The following is a 24,128-nucleotide window of genomic DNA, read 5'->3' as shown; positions in this document are numbered from 1 at the left end:
TTGACCAGTCAATACGAACAAGCAGGCGTGAACATTCATGCTGGTGAAGAAGCCGTTTCTGAGATTAAGCAAGTCGTTAGTCAGACGCACGATAGTAACGTATTGAGCGGTTTAGGCGGTTTTGGTGCTGAGTATGAGTTGACATCGGAACTCGGCCACCTCAATCAGCCGGTACTGATTTCGGGAACGGATGGTGTTGGTACCAAGTTATTACTTGCCATTGAAGCCGACAATCACGCCACTATTGGTATCGATCTCGTAGCCATGTGTGCCAATGATGTGTTGGCGCAGGGGGCCAAGCCATTATTCTTTCTCGACTATATCGGTTTAGGTGAACTAGAACCTGATAAGGTCATGACGATCGTTAAGGGGATTGCCGCAGGCTGTCGCCAAGCGGGACTATCCTTGATTGGCGGTGAAATGGCCGAAATGCCGGGAATTTATCGTTCCAAGGATTATGATCTAAGCGGTTTTGCTGTGGGAATTGCCGATAAGGCGCAGCTGCTTGGTTCGATGAAGGTACAGGAAGGCGACGTGTTGCTGGGCTTAGCTTCCAGCGGAGTCCATTCCAACGGCTATTCGCTGGTGCGTAAAATCATTGCTGATGCCAAACTTGACCTGAAGAAAGTTTATCCGGGGCTGAGCCAGCCATTGATTGATGAACTTTTAACGCCTACCACCCTGTATTACCAGTCGGTGTATCCACTGGTTCAGGCTAATGATCTGCACGCCATGGCACACATTACTGGCGGTGGCTTAGCGGATAATCTTGGTCGAATGATTCCGGCTGGACTAACGGCGTTGGTTAACCCCAACAGCTGGGAAGTGCCAGCAATTTTCAACCTGTTGCAGGATGCCGGCGACGTTTCGCTGACAGAAATGCGCCAGGTCTTCAACATGGGAATCGGAATGGTCTTGGTAGTTTCCCAGCAAAACGTTGATAAGGTTAGGAGTACCCTGAATCAGCAGAAAATGGCAACCCAAACAATCGGTAAGGTGGTGAAGCGGCGTGAGCAGCCAGTCCAATATGAAGAATGAATCGCGGCTTGCCGTTTTTGCTTCCGGTAATGGCACTAATTTTGAAGCGCTGGTCAATGCGGATTTACCCGCTAAAATTTGCGTTTTAGTTTGTGACCAGGCTGATGTGCCGGTGATTGAGCGTGCTAAGCGGCACCGAATCCCAGTCATTATGTCAGTGCCAAAAAAGGGTGTGCGCAAAGCAGAGCGGGAAAGGGTTTTGCTTCAAGATTTAGCACCTTATCACGTTACCGGCCTCATTCTTGCAGGTTACATGCGGATTGTTGGTTCAACGTTACTCAAAGCTTTTCCACGGCGAATCATCAACATTCACCCAGCGTTATTACCGTCATTTCCGGGACGCCAGGGGATTGAAGACGCTTATAACGCCGGCGTTAAGGTTACCGGCGTCACGATTCACTACGTTGACGGCGGTGTGGATACCGGTGAAATCATTGCTCAGGAGGCGGTATATCGGAGTGACGAAGACACTTTAGCAAGTTTAGAGGCAAAGATTCATCAGGTTGAACATCTGTTATACCCGAAAACAGTACGTCAATTAATTGAAAAAGGAGTGCTTTAATTTGGCTAAATTAGCATTATTGAGTGTGTCTGATAAAACTGGCATTGTGGCATTTGGATCAGAATTGACGAAACGCGGTTTTGAAATCATCTCCACAGGCGGAACCCTAAAAACGTTGGTTGACGGTGGTGTTAAAGCAACCGCCGTTGAGGACGTGACAGGCTTTCCAGAAATGCTGGATGGACGGGTAAAAACTTTGCATCCCCGAATTCACGCGGGTATTTTAGCAAAGCGGGACAACCCTCAGCATATGGCTAAATTAAAGGAAAACGGAATCGAACCAATTGATCTCATTTGTGTCAATTTGTACCCCTTCAAAGAAACGATTCAAAAAGACGGCGTAACGGATGCGGAGGCCATCGAGCAGATTGATATTGGCGGGCCGTCCATGCTCCGGGCAGCCGCCAAGAACTTCCAAGACGTTACGGTGATCACTGATCAAGCTGACTATTCGGAATTTCTAAAACGGTTTGATGATGACCAGGTTGATAATGCCTATCGACGTCATTTAGCTGCTAAGGTCTTTCGCCAAACGGCTGCTTACGATGCGCTAATTGCTAAATACATGACTACTGAACCATTCCCAGATAAACTGACAGTTACTTACGAAAAAGTCGAAGATATGCGGTACGGCGAAAACAGTCATCAAGCTGCTGCCTACTATAAGGAACCCATTCCGGCTGCATACTCTTTAGCCAATGCTACCCAGCTTCACGGCAAAGCGCTGTCGTATAACAATTTACGGGATGCTGATGCCGCTCTGCGAATCATTGCTGACTTTGACAAACCAGCCGTTGTTGCTTTAAAGCACATGAACCCGTGTGGAATCGGTGTTAGTGATGACCTGCTTACTTCTTGGAACTTAGCTTATGAGTCCGACCCAATTTCCATTTTTGGCGGGATCATTGCGTTGAACCGGAAAGTGGACTTGGCAACAGCCGAAAAAATGCACGCCTTGTTCTTGGAAATTATCATTGCCCCAGCATTTGATGACGATGCCTACGCAGTTTTGGCAAAGAAGAAGAATCTGCGCATCATGACCCTGGACTTCGGTAAGATGAATCCTAATCAAAAGGATATGGTCACGGTGCTTGGTGGGGCACTTTACCAAGATGCTGATACCGTTCACGAAACGGTCAGTGACTTTAAAGTGGTTTCTAAAGCTCAGCCAACGGAAGCACAATTAAAGGCGCTGGAATTTGGTCAAACCGTGGTTAAACACGTGAAGAGCAACGCCATCGTTGTGACAACGGCCAACCAAACGCTTGGTGTAGGTGCCGGTCAAATGAACCGAATCGATTCTTTGAAAATTGCGGTGGACAAAGCGGAAGAAAAGACGGGCTACGATGAAGCAATCGTTGCTTCCGATGCTTTCTTCCCAATGGACGACTGCGTGGAGTACGCAGCTAAACACGGTATTAAGGCAATTGTTGAACCAGGTGGCAGTATCAAGGATCAAGCTTCCATTGATAAAGCGGATGAGTACGGTATTGCCTTAGTCTTTACCGGCGTACGTCACTTCAAACACTAATTTCAGATGGGGAGGCAGAAAGATGGAAAACTGGTTAGTGGTCGGCAGCGGCGGTCGTGAATATGCCTTGGCTCAGACGCTGGCAAAAGTGCCCAATCGACAAGTGTACGTGGCACCCGGCAACGTGAAGATGAATCAACTGCCACGGGTTGAAACGGTTGCCATAGAAGAAATGGCCTTTCCTGAGCTGGCGGAATTCGCTAGCCAGCATGATGTGCAGTGCACCGTAGTTGGTCCCGAACAGCCGTTGTCTGCCGGAATCGTGGATTATTTTGAAAAGAAGAATTTACCGATTTTCGGTCCAAATAAACAGGCGGCTCAGTTGGAATCTTCCAAAACTTTTGCTAAGCAAATGATGCAAAAAAGCGGCGTACCAACGGCCAGTTACCGGGAGTTTACTGATTTGACCGTGGCGCTGTCCTACGTTCATTGTCAAGAACCGCCGTTGGTAATCAAGGCGGATGGTCTGGCTGCCGGGAAGGGTGTCATCATTGCTAATTCCTCACAGGAAGCCATGGCAGCGGTTGAAAAATTAACGTCAACGGGTTCGAAAAAATTGCTCGTAGAAGATTATTTGCAGGGTGAAGAATTTTCACTCTTTGCGATGGTCAATGGCACCACGTTTGTGACCATGCCGATTGCGCAGGATCATAAGCGATTAGCCGATGGCGACATGGGACCAAATACTGGTGGTATGGGAGCGTACAGTCCAGTTCCGCATATTGATGATCGCTTGAAACAGGAGGCGGTTGATCAAATTATCAAACCAATTTTGCAAGGTATGGCTGATGCTGACATGCCATTTAACGGTTTTCTGTACGCTGGTCTGATTAATACTGCCAGTGGCATCAAAGTCATCGAATTCAACGTTCGGATGGGAGACCCCGAAACCCAAGTCGTCTTGCCGCAGCTTAAAAGTGATTTAGGCGAGCTGATTCTTCAGTTGAAACAGGGAAAGCAGCCAGAAGCTGAGTGGCAAAAGGGTGAGTTCTACCTTGGCACGGTGGTGGCGTCACGGGATTATCCCCGTTCGGTCATGAACGGCCGGTCGTTACCAGTAATCACTGACCCTGACGTTGAGATCAGTTATGCCGGTGTTGAGCAGCAGGGTGATCAAATTGTCAGCCATGGCGGTCGGGTTCTAATGGTTACCGCAAAAGCAGCGACTTTAAAGGCGGCTTGAACTAAGGTGAATGCTGTTTTGGACGCGGCAGTGGATCAAAGCGCCTATACGTTCAGACATGACATCGGTTTTCATGCAATTGGCAAGTGAGTGGCTTAATGCGGCGGTTAATTTGAGAGTATGAAGAAGAAAAACACTATGATTTTCGTCAGTATTGGCCGAAAATCATAGTGTTTTTGTTTAAATTATTAAAGATGTTTAAAAATATACGTAATGGCGCATAAAACTGTTATTATTAAAGCTTATGGTAAAGTAGTTAAAAGACTTCTACATAAAGCATTGCTCAATGCTCTAAAAAATATTAAAATAATGTGTATTTGCAAAAAATGGACGAATGAAAGCAGGTTTTTTTAAATGACTGAGACGTCAAATCACAATGAAGGCGGCAATATGGTGCCGGATTCAAAAGACCAGATGGTGACCGGGTCTGCCTGGATGACAGCGGGCAGTATTCTTTCACGGATACTTGGTGCCCTCTACATTATTCCTTGGGGTATCTGGTTTGGCAGCTACTTCTTCCAGGGGAATGCCCTTTACGGAAAGGGTTATAACATCTACAGCTTCTTCTTGATTGCGGCCATTGCGGGGATTCCATCAGCAATTGCTAAACAAGTCGCACACTATAACGCCATGAACGAATATGGCGTGGGTTTCCGGCTTTATAAACACGGCTTTATTCTGGCCGCTTTAACCGGACTGATCTGCGCAGCGTTACTCTTCTTTGGGGCGCCGTTATTTGATGGCGGCGATCCGCGAGTAGTTCCCGTTTTGCATTCATTAGCGTGGGCGGTGCTGATCATTCCCGTAATGAGTCTTTCTCGAGGCTTCTTCCAAGGTTATCAGCAAATGGCACCTTCAGCTATTTCGCAATTCGTGGAGCAGCTTGCTAGGGTGGCTTACATGCTGGGATCGGCATTCGTTATTATGCGAGTGCTGCATGGTAGCTGGATCACAGCCGTTTCGCAGTCGACGTTTGCCGCTTGCGTGGGCGCCGTTGCCGGAACATTGACGTTAGCTTGGTACTATTTAAAAAATCGCTCGTCTTTTAATTCGCTTGTACTCAATAGCAATAATGAGATTGTGGTTCCGGCCAAACAGCTTTACCAGGAAATTTTGCAGCAAGCCCTGCCATTTATTGTGCTGGGTGCTGGTATTACCATTTTTCAGTTGATCGATCAGTATACCTTCTTTAATTTCATGCGAAGTACTGGCATCACATCAACGGTTATGCTGAACAATTTATTTGCGATGTTCAGTGTTAACGCCAACAAGTTGATCATGATCATCGTTTCGCTGTCTTCAGCATTAGCCATTACGGTGGTGCCGTTGCTGTCTGAAGCCTATACCCGAAATGATCGCGAAGATATCAGTCATCAGCTTACTAACGCCATGTTACTATTTGCTTTTGTGATGATTCCTAGTGCCCTAGGGATGGCAGCCATTGCGCACCCGTTAAACATTATCTTTTACGGTACGTCGCACAAAGATTTGGCAACTGCGGTACTAGCCTTTTCTGCGTTTGAATCGATCATGTTGGGCCTGTTCAGTGTGACTTCTGCTATCATGCAAGGGGTCTCCCAGAATAAACGGGCGGTTCGTTACTTCGCGGTGGGGACAATTGTGAAGCTGGCACTCCAGTGGCCATGCATTCATTACATGGGGGTTTTCGGCCCGCTAGTGGCGACTACCGTTGGCTTCTTGGTAGCTAACATGTTGATTATCCGCTGGCTGAATCAAGCCTTTGGCGTTGATTTTCCGGGCATTGCCAAGAAGGTGAACGGGGTACTGGCATTTTCGCTTCTAATGTGCGGGATTGCGTACTTGCTTGTGAGGGGTGCTAGTCGTGTTGTTGGCAGCTTTATGGTGGTTGATTCGCGGATCGGCAGTTTGATTGTTGTAATCGTTGCCGTGGGGATCGCCGGTTATCTTTACGTTTACCTCGTTCTGCGGACCCGACTGGCCGACACTGTTTTGGGTGATCGGATGCGACGGCTGAGAGCTATGCTGCGTATTAAATAAAAATAAAAAACTTCGCTATTTCCGGTGTTTGGGAGATAGCGAAGTTTTTTGTCTTACTTTTGATGTTCATGCATGTAGCGGGGAATTTCATGAATGATTTGCGTTGGCAGAACCACGTACTGGTTTTGTGCGAGTTCATCTGCAATGGCACTATGAGCATATACCGCCGCGAGCACAGCGTTAGTCTGATCAGCAAATTGGGCAGTAAAGCCGGCAATCATGCCAGCCAGCGTGTCGCCCATACCGCCGGTTGCTTGGGCAGGAGTACCAGCGGTGTTTAAAAAGCTCCCAGTTGGGGTGTAAATTTTAGTTTGGTGTGATTTAACTACGACGATACCGCCTAACTGTTGCCGGGCAGCCTCATTGGCTTCGTCGGTTTGATCGGCAATCTTGATGCCGGACAACCGCTGCCATTCCATTTGATGTGGTGTAAACACGAGCTTGGCCTGCGGCAGCTTAAGATGATGTTTAGCCACCAGCGTAATTGCTGAGCCGTCAATAATCAGTGTTTGGCTGGTAGCCACCGTATCGAAAACAGAACGCAATACGTTCAGACTCAACGCTGTGGTTCCCAGCCCAGGGCCAACGACCACGGTATTAGCAGCTGAAACTAAGTCGGTTAATTCATCACGATTGGAAAAATCAGCGACCATTGCTTCGGGCAGCCGTGAATGTAAGCTGACAAAGTTACTGGGATCCGTCAGCGTGGTATTCAGCCCCGCGCCGCTGTAAACACTGGCTTCAGTTGCCATAAGGATGGCGCCACCAAAGTGGTCATTACCCCCAACTAGGCAAACCCGGCCGTAAGTTCCCTTATGACTTTCCTTGGGCCGGACCCGAATTGTTTTAGTCAGGATGTTGTCAGTTAATTTTTCCACAATTATCGCCTTCCTATAATTAAAGCCTTAACTTGAGTATAGCATTATGATTTAAATCTGTGGCTGATTTTAGTCAGCATTTCAGCTTAATAGGAACCTTAATTCCGCAAAATTATTTTACCGGTAAGCCCAGCAGTCTGCTCCCCTCTAAGTCAGTTGTATGCTAGAATGGTACTTGAGAAACCACTATTGGGAGGAACTTAAATGTCAATTGATTGGAAAGCAGCTGCTCAGAAACATCAAACAGCTTATGTAGATGATTTAACGAAACTGATCGCCATCGAAAGTGTCCGTGACGATTCTAAAAAAACGGCTGATATGCCACTGGGACCTGGCCCCGCACAAGCCCTGCAAGCCTTTTTGAAAATGGCTGAGCGAGACGGCTTCAAGACGACTAACCTGGATAACCTTGCGGGTTACGTGGAATACGGCGAAGGTGATGAAACCATTGCTATTTTGGCCCACGTGGACGTTATGCCAGCAGGTGAAGGCTGGTCAACTGAGCCATTTACTTTAACGGAAAAAGACGGCAATCTGTATGGCCGTGGTACCTCTGATGATAAGGGACCGGCACTGGCTTGCTACTACGGTTTGAAGATTCTGAAGGAACAGGGTATCAAACTTAACAAGAAGGTGCGCTTCATCTTGGGCACCGATGAAGAAAGCGGCTGGACGGGTATGAAGCACTACTTTGAGACTCAGCCAGAACCAACTATGGGCTTTTCACCCGACGCAGAATTCCCATTGATCAACGGTGAAAAAGGGAACGCTACGTTTACGTTGACCACTCAGGGTTCAAATGGCGGTCAGTATAAATTGAACCAGTTCAGCGCTGGTTTACGTGAAAACATGGTGCCACGAGATGCTCACGCGGTGGTTGAAACTGACGATAACGAAACGCTGGTCAGTGACTTCACTGCATTTCTTGACGAAGCGCCCGTTACCGGTGACGTTCATATTGACACTGATGGTGTTCACTTCCACGTGATTGGTAAAGCTGCTCACGGAATGGAGCCTAAAAACGGTATCAACGCCGGTACTTATCTGGCTTCATTCTTGAAAGCCTTAGACTTTGGCGGTGATGCGCGAGCATTTCTAGAGCTGGTCGGCGGCGATCTCCACGATGATTCCCGGGTTCACAAGCTTGGTTTAGCCTTTACTGACGATATCATGGGTGATTTGACCATGAATATCGGTGTAATGGACTTTGCCGCTGGTAAAACTGGCAAGATCGTGCTGAACTTCCGTTATCCAAAGGGGATGACAGCCGAGGATATTCAAACGAAGCTCACCCAAGTGGCCGATCAAAATCACTTTGAATTAAGCAAGGGCCGTGAAATGGTACCGCACTACGTTGACCCTAAGGACCCAATCGTCACCACATTAATGGGCGCTTATCGTGAAATGACGGGCAACGAAACTGCTAAGCCGGAAGTTGTCGGTGGCGGTACTTATGGCCGGCTGATGAAGCGGGGTGTGGCCTTTGGTGCGTTATTTATGGATCACACACCAGATACCATGCACCAAGTTGACGAGTTCCAGCCAATTTCTGATTTGATGATGGCAATGGCCATTTACGGCCGTTCGATTGAAGCACTGGCAAACGAATTACCAGAATAGGGAGTGATGGCATTGGCACAGCTCAGTAATTATCAAAACGTAATGGTCGGTGTAGATGGTTCCAAGCAAGCTAAGCGGGCGGTTCAAAAAGCAATCGCAGTTGCTAAGCGTAACCACTCGAAACTCTTTATTGTTTCCGTACTGAATGTCAGCACACTGACCAATATTGGCAAGTCCAAGTTTGGTTTTGGTGCAGTTGATCCGGACGTTTTGGATGAGTTCAAGTCTAAAATGGACCGGCTGGTTGCTGGTTATCGTGATCAGGCAATCAAAGCGGGTGTTCAACAAGTCGAGATTCACGTAACCTTTGGCAACTCAAAAATCGAGCTGGCGAAGAATCTGCCGCAATTACTGGCTATCGATTTAATCGTCATGGGTGCCACTGGTGCCAACGTGGTTGAACGGATGATGATGGGTTCCAATGCCGTTTATGTTGTGGCCAATGCCCAAGTAGATGTGTTAATCGTACGAACTGATCTGGATAATCAACAGCTTAAGGATTTATAGAGATAAGAAAACGGGTTGTGCTATAAGTTTATGTTGGTAAGTATTTCAATCAACTTATTAGCTAAATTTTGTTATGATCGTAGTTTAGTTCAACACTTTAATGTAGCCTAATCATGTGTCAAAACTCAGATTCCGGGCATTTAACGCAAAAAAATACCTATTCCGACAAAGTTCGCCGGAGTAGGTATTTTTTACGTTAAATTCTGGAATCTACCGAGTTTTGTCACACACTCGTTCCTAATTTTACATTGCGTTTGGAATTGAATCCGTGTTTCTGATCTTGCTTAATGCGTCATCAACCTGAGCTAGAACGGTTTGCACGTTCTTAGGATCTTCAAGGTTATAGTGTTGTAAATCAACCTTGATCTTAGGACTGACGTCAAAGTCATCGAACCATTTTTGGTAAGCTGACCACATCTTGTAGTAGTAAGATTCCAATTCGGGGTGGCTATCAATTTGTTCGTAATCACGGCCGCGTTTCTTGATGCGGTAGAGGATCGTATCGAAATCGCTGCTGGCGTATACTAGCAAATCTGGTGCCTTCTTTGGCAACGTGTTCAGTTCGTTCATCATGTTATCCAACAGTTTGAGGTAAACTGACAGTTCGGTATCACTAATGTTACCTTCAGCGTTATTTTCCTTAGTAAACAGGGCATCTTCGTAGATGGAACGGTCCAAGATGTTGTTATCATCTGCGAGGGCTTGTTTGATCATGGAGAAGCGTTTATTTAAGAAGTAGATCTGCAATAAGAACCCGTATTGCTTTGGATCTGAGTAGTATAAAGGTAGTACTGGGTTCTCGCCCACTGGTTCAAAGAATGCCTTGGTTCCTAAGTGTTCCGCAAGCATTCCAGTTAAAGTTGTTTTTCCAACACCAATCATTCCGGCTGTAATAATCACCATAATAGCCCCTCTTTTAATAAAATATGCAAGATATAGTGTACCATAGTTTTGAGAGATACTACATCTTCTTTTTAACTTTTTGAATGTTAAGCGTTTTATTCGCGGATTCATCAGCGTTCCTGAAGATTGATAGTGGCTAAGGCGTTAACGGCCGTGGTCAAAATAACTAGTAGTATAATTGAATTAAAGGGATAAAGGAGCGTGTGTGTGAAATGTATGATGCAATCGTATTTTTTGATTTAGACGGGACTTTATTTGATGATGACAAAAACGTTTTGCCAAGCAGTATTAAAGCCATTAAAGAGATGTCACAGAATAATATTCTTTCCGTGATTTCAACTGGCCGTAACATTTTTGAAGTCCAGTACGTGTTAGATGAAACCGGCTTAGACACTATTGTTAGTGCTAACGGCAGTTACGTTCAGTATCAGGGCAAGAAACTCCACCAAGAAGTGATTCCAGAAGATGTGATCAACGACTTTACCGACTATGCCAAGCAGCAGGGCGATCCGGTGGCTTACTTTAACAACCGCGGTTTTCGCTTGAACCAGGAAAATGACGCCACCAAGGAAAACTTTAAGCTGCTGCGGCTGGATGCCAAAGTGGATCCTGATTTTTATCATCATGAAACCATCAACTTTATGAACGTCTTTAATGAAGATAAGGAAAAACAGTATCAAGAACATTTTAAGGGTGTGCTGTCATTAGTACGAAACAATCCTCGGGCACTTGATACCATGAAAGCTGGTGTTTCCAAGAAGACCGGGATCCAGATTTTACTTGAGGCAGCACATCTGGAGAACATTCACACGTATGCATTCGGTGATCAGTTAAACGATCTGCAGATGTTTGATATGGTCGATACCCCAATTGCCATGGCCAATGGTCACAAGCTGGCTAAGGAGAAAGCGGATTACGTGACAACCTCTAATATGGATGATGGTATCGTGAACGGTTTGAGACATTATGATTTAATTAAGTGAAGTAATGCGGTAATCCAAAAATGGCTTGAAAGACTCTGAGTAAGAGGCTTTTGAGCCATTTTTGTGTAGGAATAATATTCCGATAATATTCTGCGTAAAAATTCCGACGGATTTACCTATAAAGTTAATAATTCCATATGCTATTGAAACCGGTACCATTTATCGGTTACTCTAAGTGAGTAGTCACTTTACTTTTTTTAGGTAAGGCGTGTCAATCGGTAGATAATCAAGCGAATGGGCTGCAGTCGTCGCATTCGTTTATCAGATAAGCAGAGGTGAGAGAAATGACAAAGACAAATTATTTTGGCGGTATCGACGTTGGCTCAACAACGGTCAAACTCGTGGTCATGGATCAAAACAACCAAACCGTCTTCGCGCGGTATGAACGCCATTATTCAGATGTAAAAGCAGCCAGTGAAAAAATTTTGCGAGAAGCAATCACTGAACTTGGTGCCGATGTTCAAATTGCCTGTACCATTACAGGTTCCGGCGGGATTGGCCTAGCCAACCTGCTGCAGCTGAAATTTATTCAGGAAGTGATTGCTTGCACGAAAACCGTTGAAACACTGATTCCACAAACGGACGTGGCCATTGAACTGGGCGGTGAAGACGCCAAAATTACCTTCTTCGGTGATTCACTGGAACAGCGGATGAACGGTAGCTGTGCCGGTGGTACCGGGGCCTTCATCGACCAAATGGCAACCCTGCTTAAAACGGATGCCAACGGATTAAACGTGATGGCTAAGGATGCTGAAACGATTTATCCCATTGCCAGCCGCTGCGGGGTATTCGCTAAGACCGACGTTCAGCCATTGATCAATGATGGCGCTAAAAAGGCGGATATCGCGGCTTCCATTTTCCAAGCCGTGGTCAATCAAACAATTTCTGGCTTAGCTGCCGGCCACAAGATTCGTGGCAACGTGGCTTTCTTGGGCGGTCCGCTATACTTCATGGATCAATTACGTTACCGGTTCATTGAAACGTTAAAATTGACGCCAGAACAAGTCGTCTTCCCAGAAGATCCGCAACTGTTCGTGGCCAAGGGGGCCGCACTGTACGCCTATGACCAGCCGACAACCACTTTGGATAAGCTGTTGAATCAATTGCTTAACGGTGATGATTCTGGGATGCACCCGAGTCATTCCTTGGAACCGCTGTTCAAAGACGACAATGAGTTACAGGAATTTCGTAAACGGCACGCCATGGCAAAGGTTGAAACCCGTGATCTTGCCAGCTATCAAGGTGTGGCCTATCTCGGTATTGACGCCGGTTCTACCACTACTAAAGTCGCTTTAATGAGTGATGACAATAAGATTTTATACACTTATTACGACAATAATGATGGTGATCCGCTGGAGAAAACTAAAACGATCCTGCGGGATATGTACAGTAAGATTCCAGCTGGTGTCACCATTGGGAAAGCTGCCGTTACCGGCTACGGTGAACATTTGATCAAAAACGCGCTGATGGTTGATATTGGCGAAGTGGAAACCGTTGCCCACTATAAAGCAGCACACTACTTTGATCCCGAAGTTGATTTTATTTTGGATATCGGTGGTCAAGACATGAAAGCCATGACCATTAAAAATGACGCGCTGTCCACAATCAAATTAAACGAAGCTTGTTCCTCTGGTTGCGGTTCGTTCCTAGAAACCTTTGCAACTTCATTAAACTATAAAATTGAGGACTTTGCGCAGGCAGCATTGCTGGCAAAGCACCCTTCAGATTTAGGATCACGTTGTACCGTCTTCATGAACTCGAAAGTGAAACAAGTTCAAAAAGAGGGGGCCACGATTGGCGACATCGCTGCTGGCCTATCCGTTTCAATCATTAAAAACGCGCTGTTTAAAGTAATCAAGATGCGTCAGGTAGAAGATATGGGTCACCACATCGTCTGCCAGGGTGGAACCTTCTACAACGAAGCCGTTCTGCGGGCGTTTGAAAAGATTGCCGGTACCCAAGTTGTTCGACCAAATATTGCCGGACTGATGGGCGCTTACGGTGCTGCATTGATTGCTAAAGAGGGCTACCAGGCTGGTGACGAAACCACTTTGCTGTCCCTTGATCAGATGGATAACCTGAGTTTCAATAAAGAATACATGCACTGCGGCGCCTGTGAAAATAACTGTGCGTTGACCATCACTGTTTTCAATGATGGCCGTCGGTTCGTGACTGGTAACCGCTGCGAACGTGGGGAAGCTCGCGGAATGAAGCAGCGGGTACCAAAGGATAACGGTAAGATCAATCTGGTTGCCGAAAAGTACAAGTTGCTCTTCAGCTACCGGCCACTGCGCAAAAAGCTGGCCTACCGCGGTACCATTGGGATTCCTCGGGTACTGAATATGTATGAAAACTACCCGTTGTGGCAGACGTTCTTCCGTCACTTGGGCATTCGGGCGCAGTTGTCACCAAAGGGAAACGCGCAACAGTACGAAAAGGGCATGGAAACCATTCCGTCAGATACGGTGTGCTACCCAGCTAAGCAAGTTCACGGTCACATTCAAGCCCTCATTGATCGGGGTTATAAGACGGTCTTCTACCCAGCTGTGGTGTACGAAGTTGCTGAAAATAAGAACGCTGATAACCACTTTAACTGTCCAATCGTGCAGTCGTATCCTAACGTGATCCGCAACAACGTAGATGAAATCACTTCCGGAAAGGTGGATTTGATTTCACCATACCTGAACTTAGCGGATAAAAAGGGAACGGCTAACAACCTTTACGATGCTTTGAGTGAATTCGACATCAGCCGTTCAGAAATTAAAACGGCTTTGGAAGCCGGTTATAAAGCACTGGAAGACTTCAAGCAGCAGATCCGCAATCGCGGTGAAGATACCATGCGGATGCTGATGACCACCGGCGAACACGGCATCGTGCTTGCTGGCCGGCCATATCACTTGGATCCGCAGGTCAATCACGGCATTTCGCAAATTATGACTGCTGAAGGGTTCCACGTGCTCACTGAAGATTCCATTGCCCATTTAGGCGATGTTAAGGGCTTACGGGTCGTCAACCAGTGGGTTTACCACTCACGGTTGTACGCTGCTGCTAGGGTTGCTGCTAAGACACCGCAACTGGAATTTGTGCAACTGAACTCCTTTGGCTGCGGGATCGATGCTATTGATACTGACCAGGTTGAAGAAATCATGAGCCAGTACAACCGGCTATATACTTCCTTGAAGATTGATGAAGGGACTAACATGGGTGCCGTTCGAATTCGGTTACGGTCACTGAAGGCGGCTGTGAAGGAACGCCAGAACCGCAAGATCATGCCAATGAAGCTCCACGATGATCCCACACCAGTTGACTTTACCCCTGATATGCACAAGAAGGGCTACACCTTATTGCTGCCGATGATGTCACCAATTCACCAGCACGGGCTGGTTGACGTGGCGTTACGTGCTTCGGGCTATAACGTGGTTAATTTACCAATGAACGACCGGAAGTCGGTGGATGTGGGTCAGAAGTTCGTCAATAACGATGCTTGCTATCCGGCCATCATTTCCATCGGTCAAATGGTAGAAGCCTTCCAGAGCGGTAAGTATGATGTGGATCATACCGCTGTCATGATGACTCAAACCGGTGGCGGCTGTCGGGCAACGAACTACATTCCGTTGATCCGCAAGGCGTTGAAAGATGCCGGTTTTGGTCAAGTACCAGTGGTCTCATTGTCACTAGGCAATCAAGGAGTGGAAGAAACTCCTGGCTTCAAGATGAGCTTACCGCTGTTACGGCGAGTTGCCATTGCCTTCCTGTACGGTGATTTATTTGAAACGGTGGTTTACCGTACCCGGCCGTACGAAACACAGCCTGGTCAAATCGATAAAATGCACGAAGACTGGCTGAAACTGGTTCGGCCTTCCATTGAAAAGGGCAGCTTTAAAGAATTCAAACGCAACGTCAACGAAATCGTTCAGGACTTTGATACTGTCAAACTGAACGAAGTCCGTAAGCCGAAAGTTGGTTTAGTGGGTGAAATTCTGGTGAAGTACTCACCAATCGCCAACAACGACATCGTGCACCTGCTGGAAAAAGAGGGTGCCGAAGCCGTTGTCCCAGATATCGTTGGCTTCATGAACTACTCATTGTATAATCAGATTTACAAGTACCAGCATTTAGGTGCTTCCGCCAAGGCTAAGTGGTTTGCTGAATTCGCCATGCAAGTTATTAAATGGTGTGAACAGCCAATGCAAAAAGCGCTTAGTGCCTCGAACCGGTTTGAACCAAGTGAAGCGATTAAAGAAGTGGCTGACGATGCCAGCAAGATCCTGTCACTGGGGAATCAAACTGGTGAAGGCTGGTTCTTGACTGGTGAAATGATCGAACTGCTCAAGAGCGGCGTGCCAAACATCATTTGCATGCAACCATTCGGCTGCCTGCCTAATCACATCGTGGGTAAGGGTATGATCAAAGAACTGCGGCGTCAGTTTAAGTGCGCAAACATTGCCCCAATTGATTATGATCCGGGTACTTCAGTGGTTAATCAATTAAACCGGATTCGACTAATGCTAGCCACGGCTAATAAAAACTTAGCAGCGGAAAAGCCGCAGGTCACTTCGGAACAGCCAGCTGTTCAGCCTCAATCGGCCAAGCTCAGCAGTCCGGTCAGTGGTCGGTAGTCATCAGTCGGTAAGTCATGGGACAGTTTAAAGTGGGGAAATGATATGAAACATACTGACGTTGAAACGTTATTCGCAAATAATATTCAAACAGCCAATTTATCAGAGAAGCAGCGAAGCGTTTTGAAGGCAAGTCTGACGCTGTTTGCGCAGAAGGGTTATGAAAATACCAGTACGCTGGATATTGCGCGCTTAGCTGGGGTTTCTGAAGGGACAGTTTTTAAGCATTTTAAAACTAAGGACGGGTTACGCCAGGCAATCTTGAACCCGTTCATTCATGATATTTTTCCGCAAGTCGCGGGGGAATTTCTGTTGACCCTGCACCAAAATCCGTTTGAAAACTTTGAGGCGTTTTTACGGTACGCCGTGCACGACCGGATCGTATACGCCATGGATAATCGCCAGGAAATGAAGATCTTCATTCAAGAAATGGTCAAGAATCCATCAATCATGACCAAACTGACGCAGCGGTTAAGCAAGCTGCTTGAGGGCGGCGTTGATACCCTGTTCCACGAGTATAAGGAAAAAGGCGAACTGGTGGATTGGGATTCTATGCGAATCGTTCGTATGGCTAGTGGCGTGATCGTTGGGTATCTGATACCCAACATTATCATGAGTGATGCGCCGCTGGATATTGATAAAACGACGGATGAAGTTTGTGAATTCTTATTGGATGGTTTGAAGCCTAGAAATTAAAAAGTAGCTTCAATTAGTTTTCTAACTAATTGAAGCTACTTTTGGTTATTCGAGATTAACAGTTAAGCCATTGCTTTTTCGATGTTTGCTAAAGTCATCTGCGAGGTATCGTCAAAGCGAACGTCAGCAGCTGAAAGGGTCTTAGCATCACCAATACCAACTGAAGTTTCGTTGGCAGCATTGATGGCTTGAATTCCGGCTGCAGCATCTTCGACACCGATGCATTCTTCTGGCGCTAGGTCCAGAAGTTCAGCACCCTTAACGTAAATTTCAGGATCTGGCTTACCCTTCGACAGGCTTGCGGGATCGACTACTTTCGGGAAGTAATCCGTTAGTTCCAGCTGCTTCAAAACGGTAGGGCCGTTTTTAGAAGCAGAGGCTAACGAAATGAGATATCCCTTATCCTGTAAGTCATCTAAGAAATCTTTGATACCGGGTAAGATATTAGCTGGTGTCATTTTCTTAATTTCGTTGACGTAGTTGGTGTTCTTTTCGGTGGCTAAAGCAACTTTTTCATCGTGTGAATAGTCGTTTTCCTTGCCGCCAGACTTTAAAATCAGCTCCAGGGAGTCCATCCGGGAAATTCCCTTCAGACCTTCCTCCAGGTCTTTGGTCCATGTGACGCCCAGCTTTTCGGCTAATTGCCGCCATGCTTTGGTGTGGTAGAGTGACGTGTCTGTAATGACACCGTCTAGATCGAAAACGAAACCTTTAATTTGTTTGAAAGTTGCCATGAGAAACACTCCTTAAGTTAAATTAATAATCAATAACCTTTTCTTGGTTAGCTTTCAATTCAATTGACTTGCCCTTGAATTGAACGGTAGAATCCGCGTCAGCAGTGACGTGAATCTGAGACTGAGTAATCATAAAGTTGTACCAGTGACCGCGAATAAATTGTTTGAACGAAATTGAGTTCCACTTAGCGGGCAGGTTAGGATGCAGGTTGATTTCCCGGCCTAAACTGTCAACACCGCCGTAGTTCCGGGTTTCAATCATTAAGGTTGCACCCATGACACCCAGGTGAATCCCTTCGGCAGTGGTGCCGCCTTGAATGTCGTAGTAGTCAGAGAACAGTGCTTGGCTGAACAGTGACCACGACTGATCCATGTTGTCGTCCATTTCGGTAAGAACTGAGTAGACAATCCGTGAAAGGGTTGATCCGTGGGTGGTCCGGTTCAGGTAGTACTGAATGTTCTTGGTCAGATACTCCTTTGGCATGTGGTAACCCAACTGATTGAGGATCTTATCAACTTCGTCAATGTTTAGGATGTAGTAAGCCATCAAGGTATCAGCTTGCTTAGCCACTTGGTAAGCATCCGGTGTCTTGTCTTCCGCCTTCAGGATCCGGTCCATCCGGGAAATGTCACCATACTTACGACGGTAAGCGTCGAAATCAAGGGTTGGCAGGTCAAAGTAACCTTCAAACTGCGCCATGATCCCGTTCTTATTAATATCAAGCTTGAGCTTGTGGGAAATATCCGTCATCTTGTCGAAGAGGGAGTCGTCAAAGGCGCTCTTCTTCTGAACGTTCTTAAAAGTTCCCTTCGGTACTTGCGGTTTCAGTTCAACCAGGTAGTTAAACAGCCATGCCACCATGATGTTGGTGTAGGTGTTGTTGGTTAAACCGGGTTCGTCAGCATTAGGATAATTTTCGTGGAATTCGTCGGGACCCATAACGTGGGCGATGCTGTAGCGCTTTTCTTTCTCGTCATAGGTTGTGGCGCTGATCCAAAACTTAGCGATGGATAGCAGCATTTCCAGTCCGTACTTATCCATGAATTCATGGTCGCCGGAAACTTGCGTGTAGTTGATCACGTTGTAGGCAATGGCCAAGGAAACGTGCCGTTGCAAGCGGCTGTTATCGGGATCCCACTGGTGGGTGATCGGATTCAAGTGCAGGAATTGTGATTGCTCATCACCAGTTTCCCCGGATTGCCATGGGTACATCGCACCATCGTAATCTTCTTGTTTAGCATAGGCCCGCGCAGCGTCCAAACGCCGGTAACGGTACATCAATAATTGCTTGGTTAACTCTGGGTAGTGCAGCGTGTAAAATGGCAGCACGAACATTTCGTCCCAGAAAACGTGGCCACGATAAGCCTCGCCGTGAAGACCACGGGCGCCCACTGAAGCGTCCAGTTTGCCTGAACCAACAGCGGCGGCTGAAACCATGGTGTGGAATAGATTAACCCGCGTCAGCTTTTGGCTAGTGATATCCGTATCAATTTTAATGTCAAAGTTGTTCCAAGCCTGCTTCCAGTAATCTTCACTTTGCTTAGCAGTGTTTTCGTAAGAAGCCTTTGAAATATCCTGATTAGCTGCCTCAAGCAGTGAATCAGCAGCGGTTTCCCGATCAGTGTAAATGGTGACGTTTTTCTCGAACTGGTAGGTTTTACCAACGCTGACGTCGGTTGAAAGCACCTGCTGCAACCGGTTGTTCTCATTCTTGACTGCAATTTGCGGCTGCGTCTTTTGACCCCTGACACTCAAATTACTCCCAACAATGAATTGAATGTGGGAGGTTTTGGTTTCACCGGTCATGTACATCTCGTTGTCGCGGGAGCTCATGCCAGTGATCTGTAGGTGCTGCTGGTCAAAATCTTGGTAGCGGTCAACGTTGCCGTTAGTAACGGTGCCGTCAATTTCTGAATAGATCTGCAGGGTCCCACTGAAGTTTAGTGGGGTGATCGCGTAGCTGATGGCGTAGTCGTGCCAGTTCTTCATGTTGGCGACCTTTGTAGTAACGATCGACAAATCATGTCCGGTAGTTAGCTGGACGTGCATGGCGGTCCGTAGAACCCCGTGCTTCAGGTCCAAACTACGATAAATATCTTGAATATCTTTCTTGTTGATGGTAAATGGCGGCTGGCCGTCCACGCCAAAGGTCATGAACTGGGCGTTTGGCATGTTGACCAGGTCTTCGTTGGTTACATCACGGTCGCCGATTTTAGTCGTCAGCTGATTATAGACGCCAGCAACGTAAGTCCCCGGATAGTTGTCTTCGTCCGCGTGTGCTTCTACGTAAGCACCGCGCAAGCCAAAGAAACCATTACCAACAGTGAGCATGGCCTCTTGACCATAGTTGCGTTTCTTTTCGTACTCACCGAAGTAGTCCAGGTGCCACTCGTTATATCGTTCCTTGCGTTTAACTGCCTTAGCTAGACCGTTTTTTTCGACGTCGCTTTGAGCAACGACCGGAATGTTCAGCATGTTGGTTAATGCTAAACCGATATCGATGCGATTGTGATTAATGCCGATAATCGTGTCAGAAAAATCGTACTCTAGGGAGTTCAAAAGGATGGCTGCGTCAATTTTTAAACCAGCAAGCACAACCTTGATCTTCTCCAGATTATCGCCAATTGTCTGTTCAGGATTATAGGTGATAATGAAGCTCCTGAAAGGTTCTTGATTATCCTTTTTGGAATATAAAAGCTCCATTGAGTCCTGTTTGACCCGTAGTGCAATTGTTCTCATAATCAGTCCTCTTTTCTATGAGTAATTCTTAATGCCTCATAACTCAATGATAAAGTTTTGTTACAAATATCGCAAACAACAAGGCTCGACGAAATCGTAAACACCTTATTTTTAAAGGTTTTGTAACCATTTCGATTACCATTAGCCAATGGTAAATTAATGTAAAGGGGACTGAAAACTGATGTGCACCGGCAGTGACGGGTATCAGCCTATTTTATAAATTCCTTCACAAGATGATTTTTCGTTAATGTAAAGGGTTTATGTTTCAAGTAAAACTGCAGCGAATCACCGGATAATAGTTTTACCATGATCTCCGTTTGGGTAATCGTCATTTCGATTTGCCGGCCGTGAAACCAAATGCGAAAACGTAAACGGCTCCATGCCTCTGGCAGTTCTGGTGATAAGTTGAAACTTCGATTTTCCATTCCTAAGCCAGCAAATCCGTAAATTAAACCTAACCAAGTGCTCCCCATATTAGCGGCGTGAACGCCATCCGCAGTGTTGCCTTGAGAGTTGGTCAGATCCATCATGACCGTCTGTCTGAAATAACGGTAAGCTTCGTCTGCGTTATGCAGTCGGTGAGCTAGAATGCCAAAAATGGAACGTGAGAGTGATGAATCGTGCACGGTGATTGCTTCGTAGTAATCAAAGTCGCGTTTTAACTGATCTAAATCCTGATTCTTAGGGAATAAAATATCAGTCATAACGGTATCGGCCTGTTTATTAACTTGATAGTGGTAAATTGTCATCGGGTGAAAATGTAAGAGTAGTGGAAATTGGTTTCGCGGTGTTTCCTTGATCGGCCAAACCGGCTTGGTAGTGGAAACGTCATCTTGTTTTTTGATTTTCAAGTCATCGTCATAAGGTAAATACATGCCTTCATCGGCAAGCTTAAACTCATCAATTTCTTTGTCGGTGACGTCCAGTTCAGCCAATTTGTCAGCGTGATTGTGCTTGAGCCGCTTTGAATACTTGACGGCAATGTGTAAATTATTTTGTGCCATTCGGTTAGTAAAATAGTTGTTGCTAACCATTGCGGTATACTCATCAGGCCCCGTCACGTCATCAATTACAAATTTGCCTTTATGCGCCTTATCAGTTGCCCAGTGCCCGTAGGCTAACCAAAAGCGAGCAGTTTTGACAATGATTTCATAACCATAATTGAACAGAAAATCATCGTCGTCAGTGACCCGAAGGTAAGTGTCCACCGCGTAAGCAATGTCGGCATTGATGTGTACTTGGGCGGTGCCGGCGGGATAGTAACTGCTGGATTCTTCACCGTTAATGGTCCGCCATGGGAACATGACACCGCTGTTGACACCCATTTCACGTGCTCGATGCTGAGCTTGGGGTAATGTGTGATAACGATAGAGGAGCAGCTGTCTTGCAATGGCTGGTTCGGTATACGTAAAGAAGGGCAGCATGAACATTTCAGCGTCCCAGAAGTAGTGGCCTTCATATCCAGGACCAGTTAACCCTTTTGCGGGAATGCTAGTTAAGCCATTTCTGCCGGCTGCTTGGTATAAGTGGAATAGATTAAAGCGGATGCCTTTAGCCATGGTGTCATCGCCCTCGAGTTCCACATCGCTGTTTGCCCAAAACTGGTCGATCTTGGCTGCTGATTCATCTAATAACTGTTTAAATGATTTATCGGCTAATCGTTTTTGTACCGAAGCGGCAAAAGCAGATTGCGACAGGGTCGTTTTTAACAGCGGATGAGGCGAGCTGATAGCGTAAGCAAAACTGAAACTTTGCGCCATTCCCTGGGTTAAATCGAAGGTTTTGCTGTAGCTTGGCAGGTCATCTAGGATGCTAACTTGCATTGGATTATCGTTTAATGCCTGTTGAGCGATAATTAATGCCAGCTGGCTTTTACGGGTGCTGATCATCATGATCGGTAATTTACTTTTAAGATAGGTTCGATCTAAAACAGTTTGTCGCTGTGCAGCACGCATGTCCTCACTATGAGTTTGAATTTGCTGATTGATGTAAGGATGCTGTTTGATGATGGTCAAGGCACCGTTAAAGTTGAGTGCCGAAACGCTGTAATTAATTACAAACAGGTGGCTATTATCGTGAGATGCAAAGGATTGCAGAGTTAACCGAAACTGCTTGTTGGTGGGACTTTCGATGTCAAAGATTTCCATCAAAACACCTGTACGCATATCCAGATTCTTATCTACCATCTTGACGTTATAGGGTGTTTCATCAGAGCGGATACCGTCTACCTCAAAGATAATGAACCTTGGATCCGGCAGCTGACAGATTGTTTGCGAGTTCTGGGCATAGCCCGAATAATTCTCACCGTAGGAAAGCTCCGTTAAATCATAAAAGCCATTCACAAACATCCCCGGCTGGCCGTTAAAATGGCTGTTGTTGCCTTGCAGCGGGTTAGATGCCCGAATACCAAAGTGGCCGTTCCCCAGTGTATAAATCGTCTCAAAGGTTTTTTCGTCCTGCGGCGGTAATTTTTGCAAGTGAATCTGAAAAGCATCGTTTGCGTCCATATGATTCGTCCCCCATTTAATTGATAATTTACGCCCATTATAAGGCAAAACTATCTGGTGTTAACCCTTAATCGGAAATTGTTATTTGAGCGGTACATTAGGGATTAAAAGCACTAAAAAAAGCTTAAATTCAGTATGAATTCAAGCTGTGAAAATTATTTTTGCTGCTGTTCAAGCAAGTCGCGGATCTCTTTTAAATAAGCTTCGGAAGCGGAGGGGGCCGCCGGTTTCTTTTCGGTACTATGCATCAGTTTATTGATCATTTTGACCAGTAAGAATACTACAAAGGCGATAATCAAAAAGTTAATGATTGAATCAATGAACTGGCCGTAACGGAAATGGGCGTCGCCAACACTGAATACTAAGCCGGAAAGGTCGATTTTACCGATAAACAGACCAATCAGTGGGTTGATCAGGTTTTTGGTCAGTGAAGTGACGATGGACGTGAACGCAGCCCCAATAATGACACCGACAGCCAGGTCCACCACGTTTCCCCGGGCGATAAACGTCCTGAAATCTTTTAACATAGACTCACCTCATATTGTTTAATTAATTTAATCATATCGAATTCGCCGCCAATTTCGCAATAAAAATGCAGTTTAGCAACAATATGCTTGAACTATTGTTTTAAACTTGCTACCTTTAAATCACAGAATAAATTGAAAACTGATGAATGCGGACCCAATCGATGTTTTACATGGAGGACCAGATATGGAAACAATTCGAGAACAGTTGTCAGCTGCCCAGAAGAAGGGCCGATTGGTGGAGATTTACCGTTATGGCGATGACCGTCATTTTTTAGCGGGAAACGTGGTTGCGGTAGACGATAAGTTTCTGTTGCTGAAGCGGGTGAATCAAAACGGCGCTACGGATGGCGCCATCGTGATCCGAATCAATACGATTTCAAAGGTGGCTGCCTCGTCCGATTATTTAACCTCGTTAGTGGCCATTATCGCACTGGCACGTGAAAATCATTACGGTGATATTTGGCACGTGGAAAAACTCCTCAGCAAGCTGGATTTCAGTCAGCGGTCAATCTTAAAAGCCATGCTGAAGTGGGCCTTTAAGGCCGATCAAGTGGTGAGTTTGGGTATCCATCCAGGCCGCACTGAAAAGACGTTTACCGGTTTCATCGCGTCCTTGAAACATGAAAAGCTGCGTTTAAACGACGTTGACCCCACGGATTTAAAGGCTCGCTGGCAAGTTAAGTTAGCGTACGCCGATTTGAATTACGTTGAAGTGGGCAGTTTTAAAACCTACAGCGTAACGGCTGTTTTGGAACGGTACATGCCCAAGGACTATCATTAATAGAGAAAAAGAGGTTATCGTTTGAGGGGCTTAGCTTATTTTTTAATCGTTTTGTTTCCTTCGCTGATCATCGGGATGACGGTGTATCTGACGCGTGATTGGCCAGCAACTGGTTTATTGACCATTATCACGTGGACCGTGGCGTGGCTCGTTTCCATGATTTTAGTAACGGTACTGTATTTGTTACTGATTCACAAACCCAACGTCTCACGGAAAAATGAATCCAAAGACGTTGAACAAACTAACAAGGAAGGGCAGCAGCATTAGTTTTGCTGACTTGCCTGATATCATAATAGGGGT

Annotated in this window: 18 protein-coding genes; 12 read left to right on the top strand and 6 right to left on the bottom strand. The window is 46.1% G+C overall.

The genetic code is table 11. The features are described from left to right. The 5 genes from purM (at position 1) to JUE95_RS08830 (ending at position 6,333) form a co-directional block, all read left to right on the top strand. Positions 1-1,038 (top strand): phosphoribosylformylglycinamidine cyclo-ligase, encoded by a 1,038-nt coding sequence (gene purM, locus JUE95_RS08850; protein WP_203650806.1) that lies wholly within the window; start codon positions 1-3, stop codon positions 1,036-1,038. Further along, positions 1,028-1,600: a phosphoribosylglycinamide formyltransferase gene (gene purN / locus JUE95_RS08845; RefSeq protein ID WP_203650805.1), complete on the top strand. Its 573-nt coding sequence runs from the start codon at positions 1,028-1,030 to the stop codon at positions 1,598-1,600. Before purM ends, purN begins: the two co-directional genes overlap by 11 nt. A gap of 1 nt (position 1,601) precedes the next feature. Next, positions 1,602-3,131, top strand: coding sequence for a bifunctional phosphoribosylaminoimidazolecarboxamide formyltransferase/IMP cyclohydrolase (gene purH / locus JUE95_RS08840; protein ID WP_203650804.1), 1,530 nt, complete (start codon positions 1,602-1,604; stop codon positions 3,129-3,131). Positions 3,132-3,153: 22 nt separating this feature from the next. Continuing rightward, a complete protein-coding gene (purD, locus tag JUE95_RS08835) occupies positions 3,154-4,314 on the top strand; it encodes a phosphoribosylamine--glycine ligase (protein ID WP_203650803.1) in 1,161 nt (386 codons plus the stop codon). Positions 4,315-4,668: 354 nt separating this feature from the next. Further along, positions 4,669-6,333 carry a putative polysaccharide biosynthesis protein gene (locus JUE95_RS08830; protein WP_203650802.1) on the top strand — a complete coding sequence of 555 codons (1,665 nt, stop codon included), beginning with the start codon at positions 4,669-4,671 and terminating at the stop codon, positions 6,331-6,333. A 53-nt stretch (positions 6,334-6,386) separates the two neighbouring features. Here the strand turns inward: JUE95_RS08830 and JUE95_RS08825 are convergent, their stop codons facing one another. Next, positions 6,387-7,211, bottom strand: coding sequence for an NAD(P)H-hydrate dehydratase (locus JUE95_RS08825; protein ID WP_203650801.1), 825 nt, complete (start codon positions 7,209-7,211; stop codon positions 6,387-6,389). Between the two features lie 204 nt (positions 7,212-7,415). Between JUE95_RS08825 and pepV the strand changes: the two genes are divergently transcribed. After that, positions 7,416-8,831, top strand: coding sequence for a dipeptidase PepV (gene pepV, locus JUE95_RS08820; protein ID WP_203650799.1), 1,416 nt, complete (start codon positions 7,416-7,418; stop codon positions 8,829-8,831). A gap of 12 nt (positions 8,832-8,843) precedes the next feature. Beyond that, positions 8,844-9,338 carry a universal stress protein gene (locus JUE95_RS08815; protein WP_235995378.1) on the top strand — a complete coding sequence of 165 codons (495 nt, stop codon included), beginning with the start codon at positions 8,844-8,846 and terminating at the stop codon, positions 9,336-9,338. 243 nt (positions 9,339-9,581) lie between these two features. Here the strand turns inward: JUE95_RS08815 and JUE95_RS08810 are convergent, their stop codons facing one another. Then, a complete protein-coding gene (locus tag JUE95_RS08810) occupies positions 9,582-10,241 on the bottom strand; it encodes a deoxynucleoside kinase (protein WP_203650795.1) in 660 nt (219 codons plus the stop codon). 212 nt (positions 10,242-10,453) lie between these two features. On the opposite strand from JUE95_RS08810, the gene JUE95_RS08805 reads away from it, so the two are divergent. The 3 genes from JUE95_RS08805 (at position 10,454) to JUE95_RS08795 (ending at position 16,539) form a co-directional block, all read left to right on the top strand. Further along, positions 10,454-11,224 carry a Cof-type HAD-IIB family hydrolase gene (locus JUE95_RS08805; RefSeq protein WP_203650794.1) on the top strand — a complete coding sequence of 257 codons (771 nt, stop codon included), beginning with the start codon at positions 10,454-10,456 and terminating at the stop codon, positions 11,222-11,224. A gap of 284 nt (positions 11,225-11,508) precedes the next feature. Then, positions 11,509-15,843 (top strand): 2-hydroxyacyl-CoA dehydratase, encoded by a 4,335-nt coding sequence (locus tag JUE95_RS08800; protein ID WP_203650793.1) that lies wholly within the window; start codon positions 11,509-11,511, stop codon positions 15,841-15,843. Between the two features lie 45 nt (positions 15,844-15,888). Further along, the gene (locus tag JUE95_RS08795; RefSeq protein ID WP_203650792.1) at positions 15,889-16,539 is read left to right on the top strand and encodes a TetR/AcrR family transcriptional regulator; all 651 of its coding nucleotides are present in this window, start codon (positions 15,889-15,891) and stop codon (positions 16,537-16,539) included. 62 nt (positions 16,540-16,601) lie between these two features. On the opposite strand, the gene pgmB is transcribed toward JUE95_RS08795, so the two are convergent. From pgmB to mscL, 4 genes are all read right to left on the bottom strand, one after another. Next, positions 16,602-17,273 (bottom strand): beta-phosphoglucomutase, encoded by a 672-nt coding sequence (gene pgmB, locus JUE95_RS08790; protein WP_203650791.1) that lies wholly within the window; start codon positions 17,271-17,273, stop codon positions 16,602-16,604. Positions 17,274-17,295: 22 nt separating this feature from the next. Further along, positions 17,296-20,013: a glycoside hydrolase family 65 protein gene (locus JUE95_RS08785; RefSeq protein ID WP_203650790.1), complete on the bottom strand. Its 2,718-nt coding sequence runs from the start codon at positions 20,011-20,013 to the stop codon at positions 17,296-17,298. Between the two features lie 209 nt (positions 20,014-20,222). Further along, a complete protein-coding gene (locus tag JUE95_RS08780) occupies positions 20,223-22,520 on the bottom strand; it encodes a glycoside hydrolase family 65 protein (protein WP_203650789.1) in 2,298 nt (765 codons plus the stop codon). A gap of 155 nt (positions 22,521-22,675) precedes the next feature. Next, positions 22,676-23,047, bottom strand: coding sequence for a large-conductance mechanosensitive channel protein MscL (gene mscL, locus JUE95_RS08775; RefSeq protein ID WP_203650787.1), 372 nt, complete (start codon positions 23,045-23,047; stop codon positions 22,676-22,678). Between the two features lie 184 nt (positions 23,048-23,231). On the opposite strand from mscL, the gene JUE95_RS08770 reads away from it, so the two are divergent. Together JUE95_RS08770 and JUE95_RS08765 are read left to right on the top strand one after the other, a co-directional pair. Beyond that, positions 23,232-23,828, top strand: a complete 597-nt coding sequence (locus tag JUE95_RS08770) for a hypothetical protein (protein ID WP_203650786.1) — start codon at positions 23,232-23,234, stop codon at positions 23,826-23,828. A gap of 21 nt (positions 23,829-23,849) precedes the next feature. Then, positions 23,850-24,095 carry a hypothetical protein gene (locus JUE95_RS08765; RefSeq protein WP_203650785.1) on the top strand — a complete coding sequence of 82 codons (246 nt, stop codon included), beginning with the start codon at positions 23,850-23,852 and terminating at the stop codon, positions 24,093-24,095. Positions 24,096-24,128: the final 33 nt, after the last annotated feature.

The organism is Secundilactobacillus yichangensis, from assembly GCF_016861565.1.
GTDB lineage: Bacteria > Bacillota > Bacilli > Lactobacillales > Lactobacillaceae > Secundilactobacillus > Secundilactobacillus yichangensis.
This window is presented reverse-complemented; position numbering and strand designations above follow the sequence as displayed.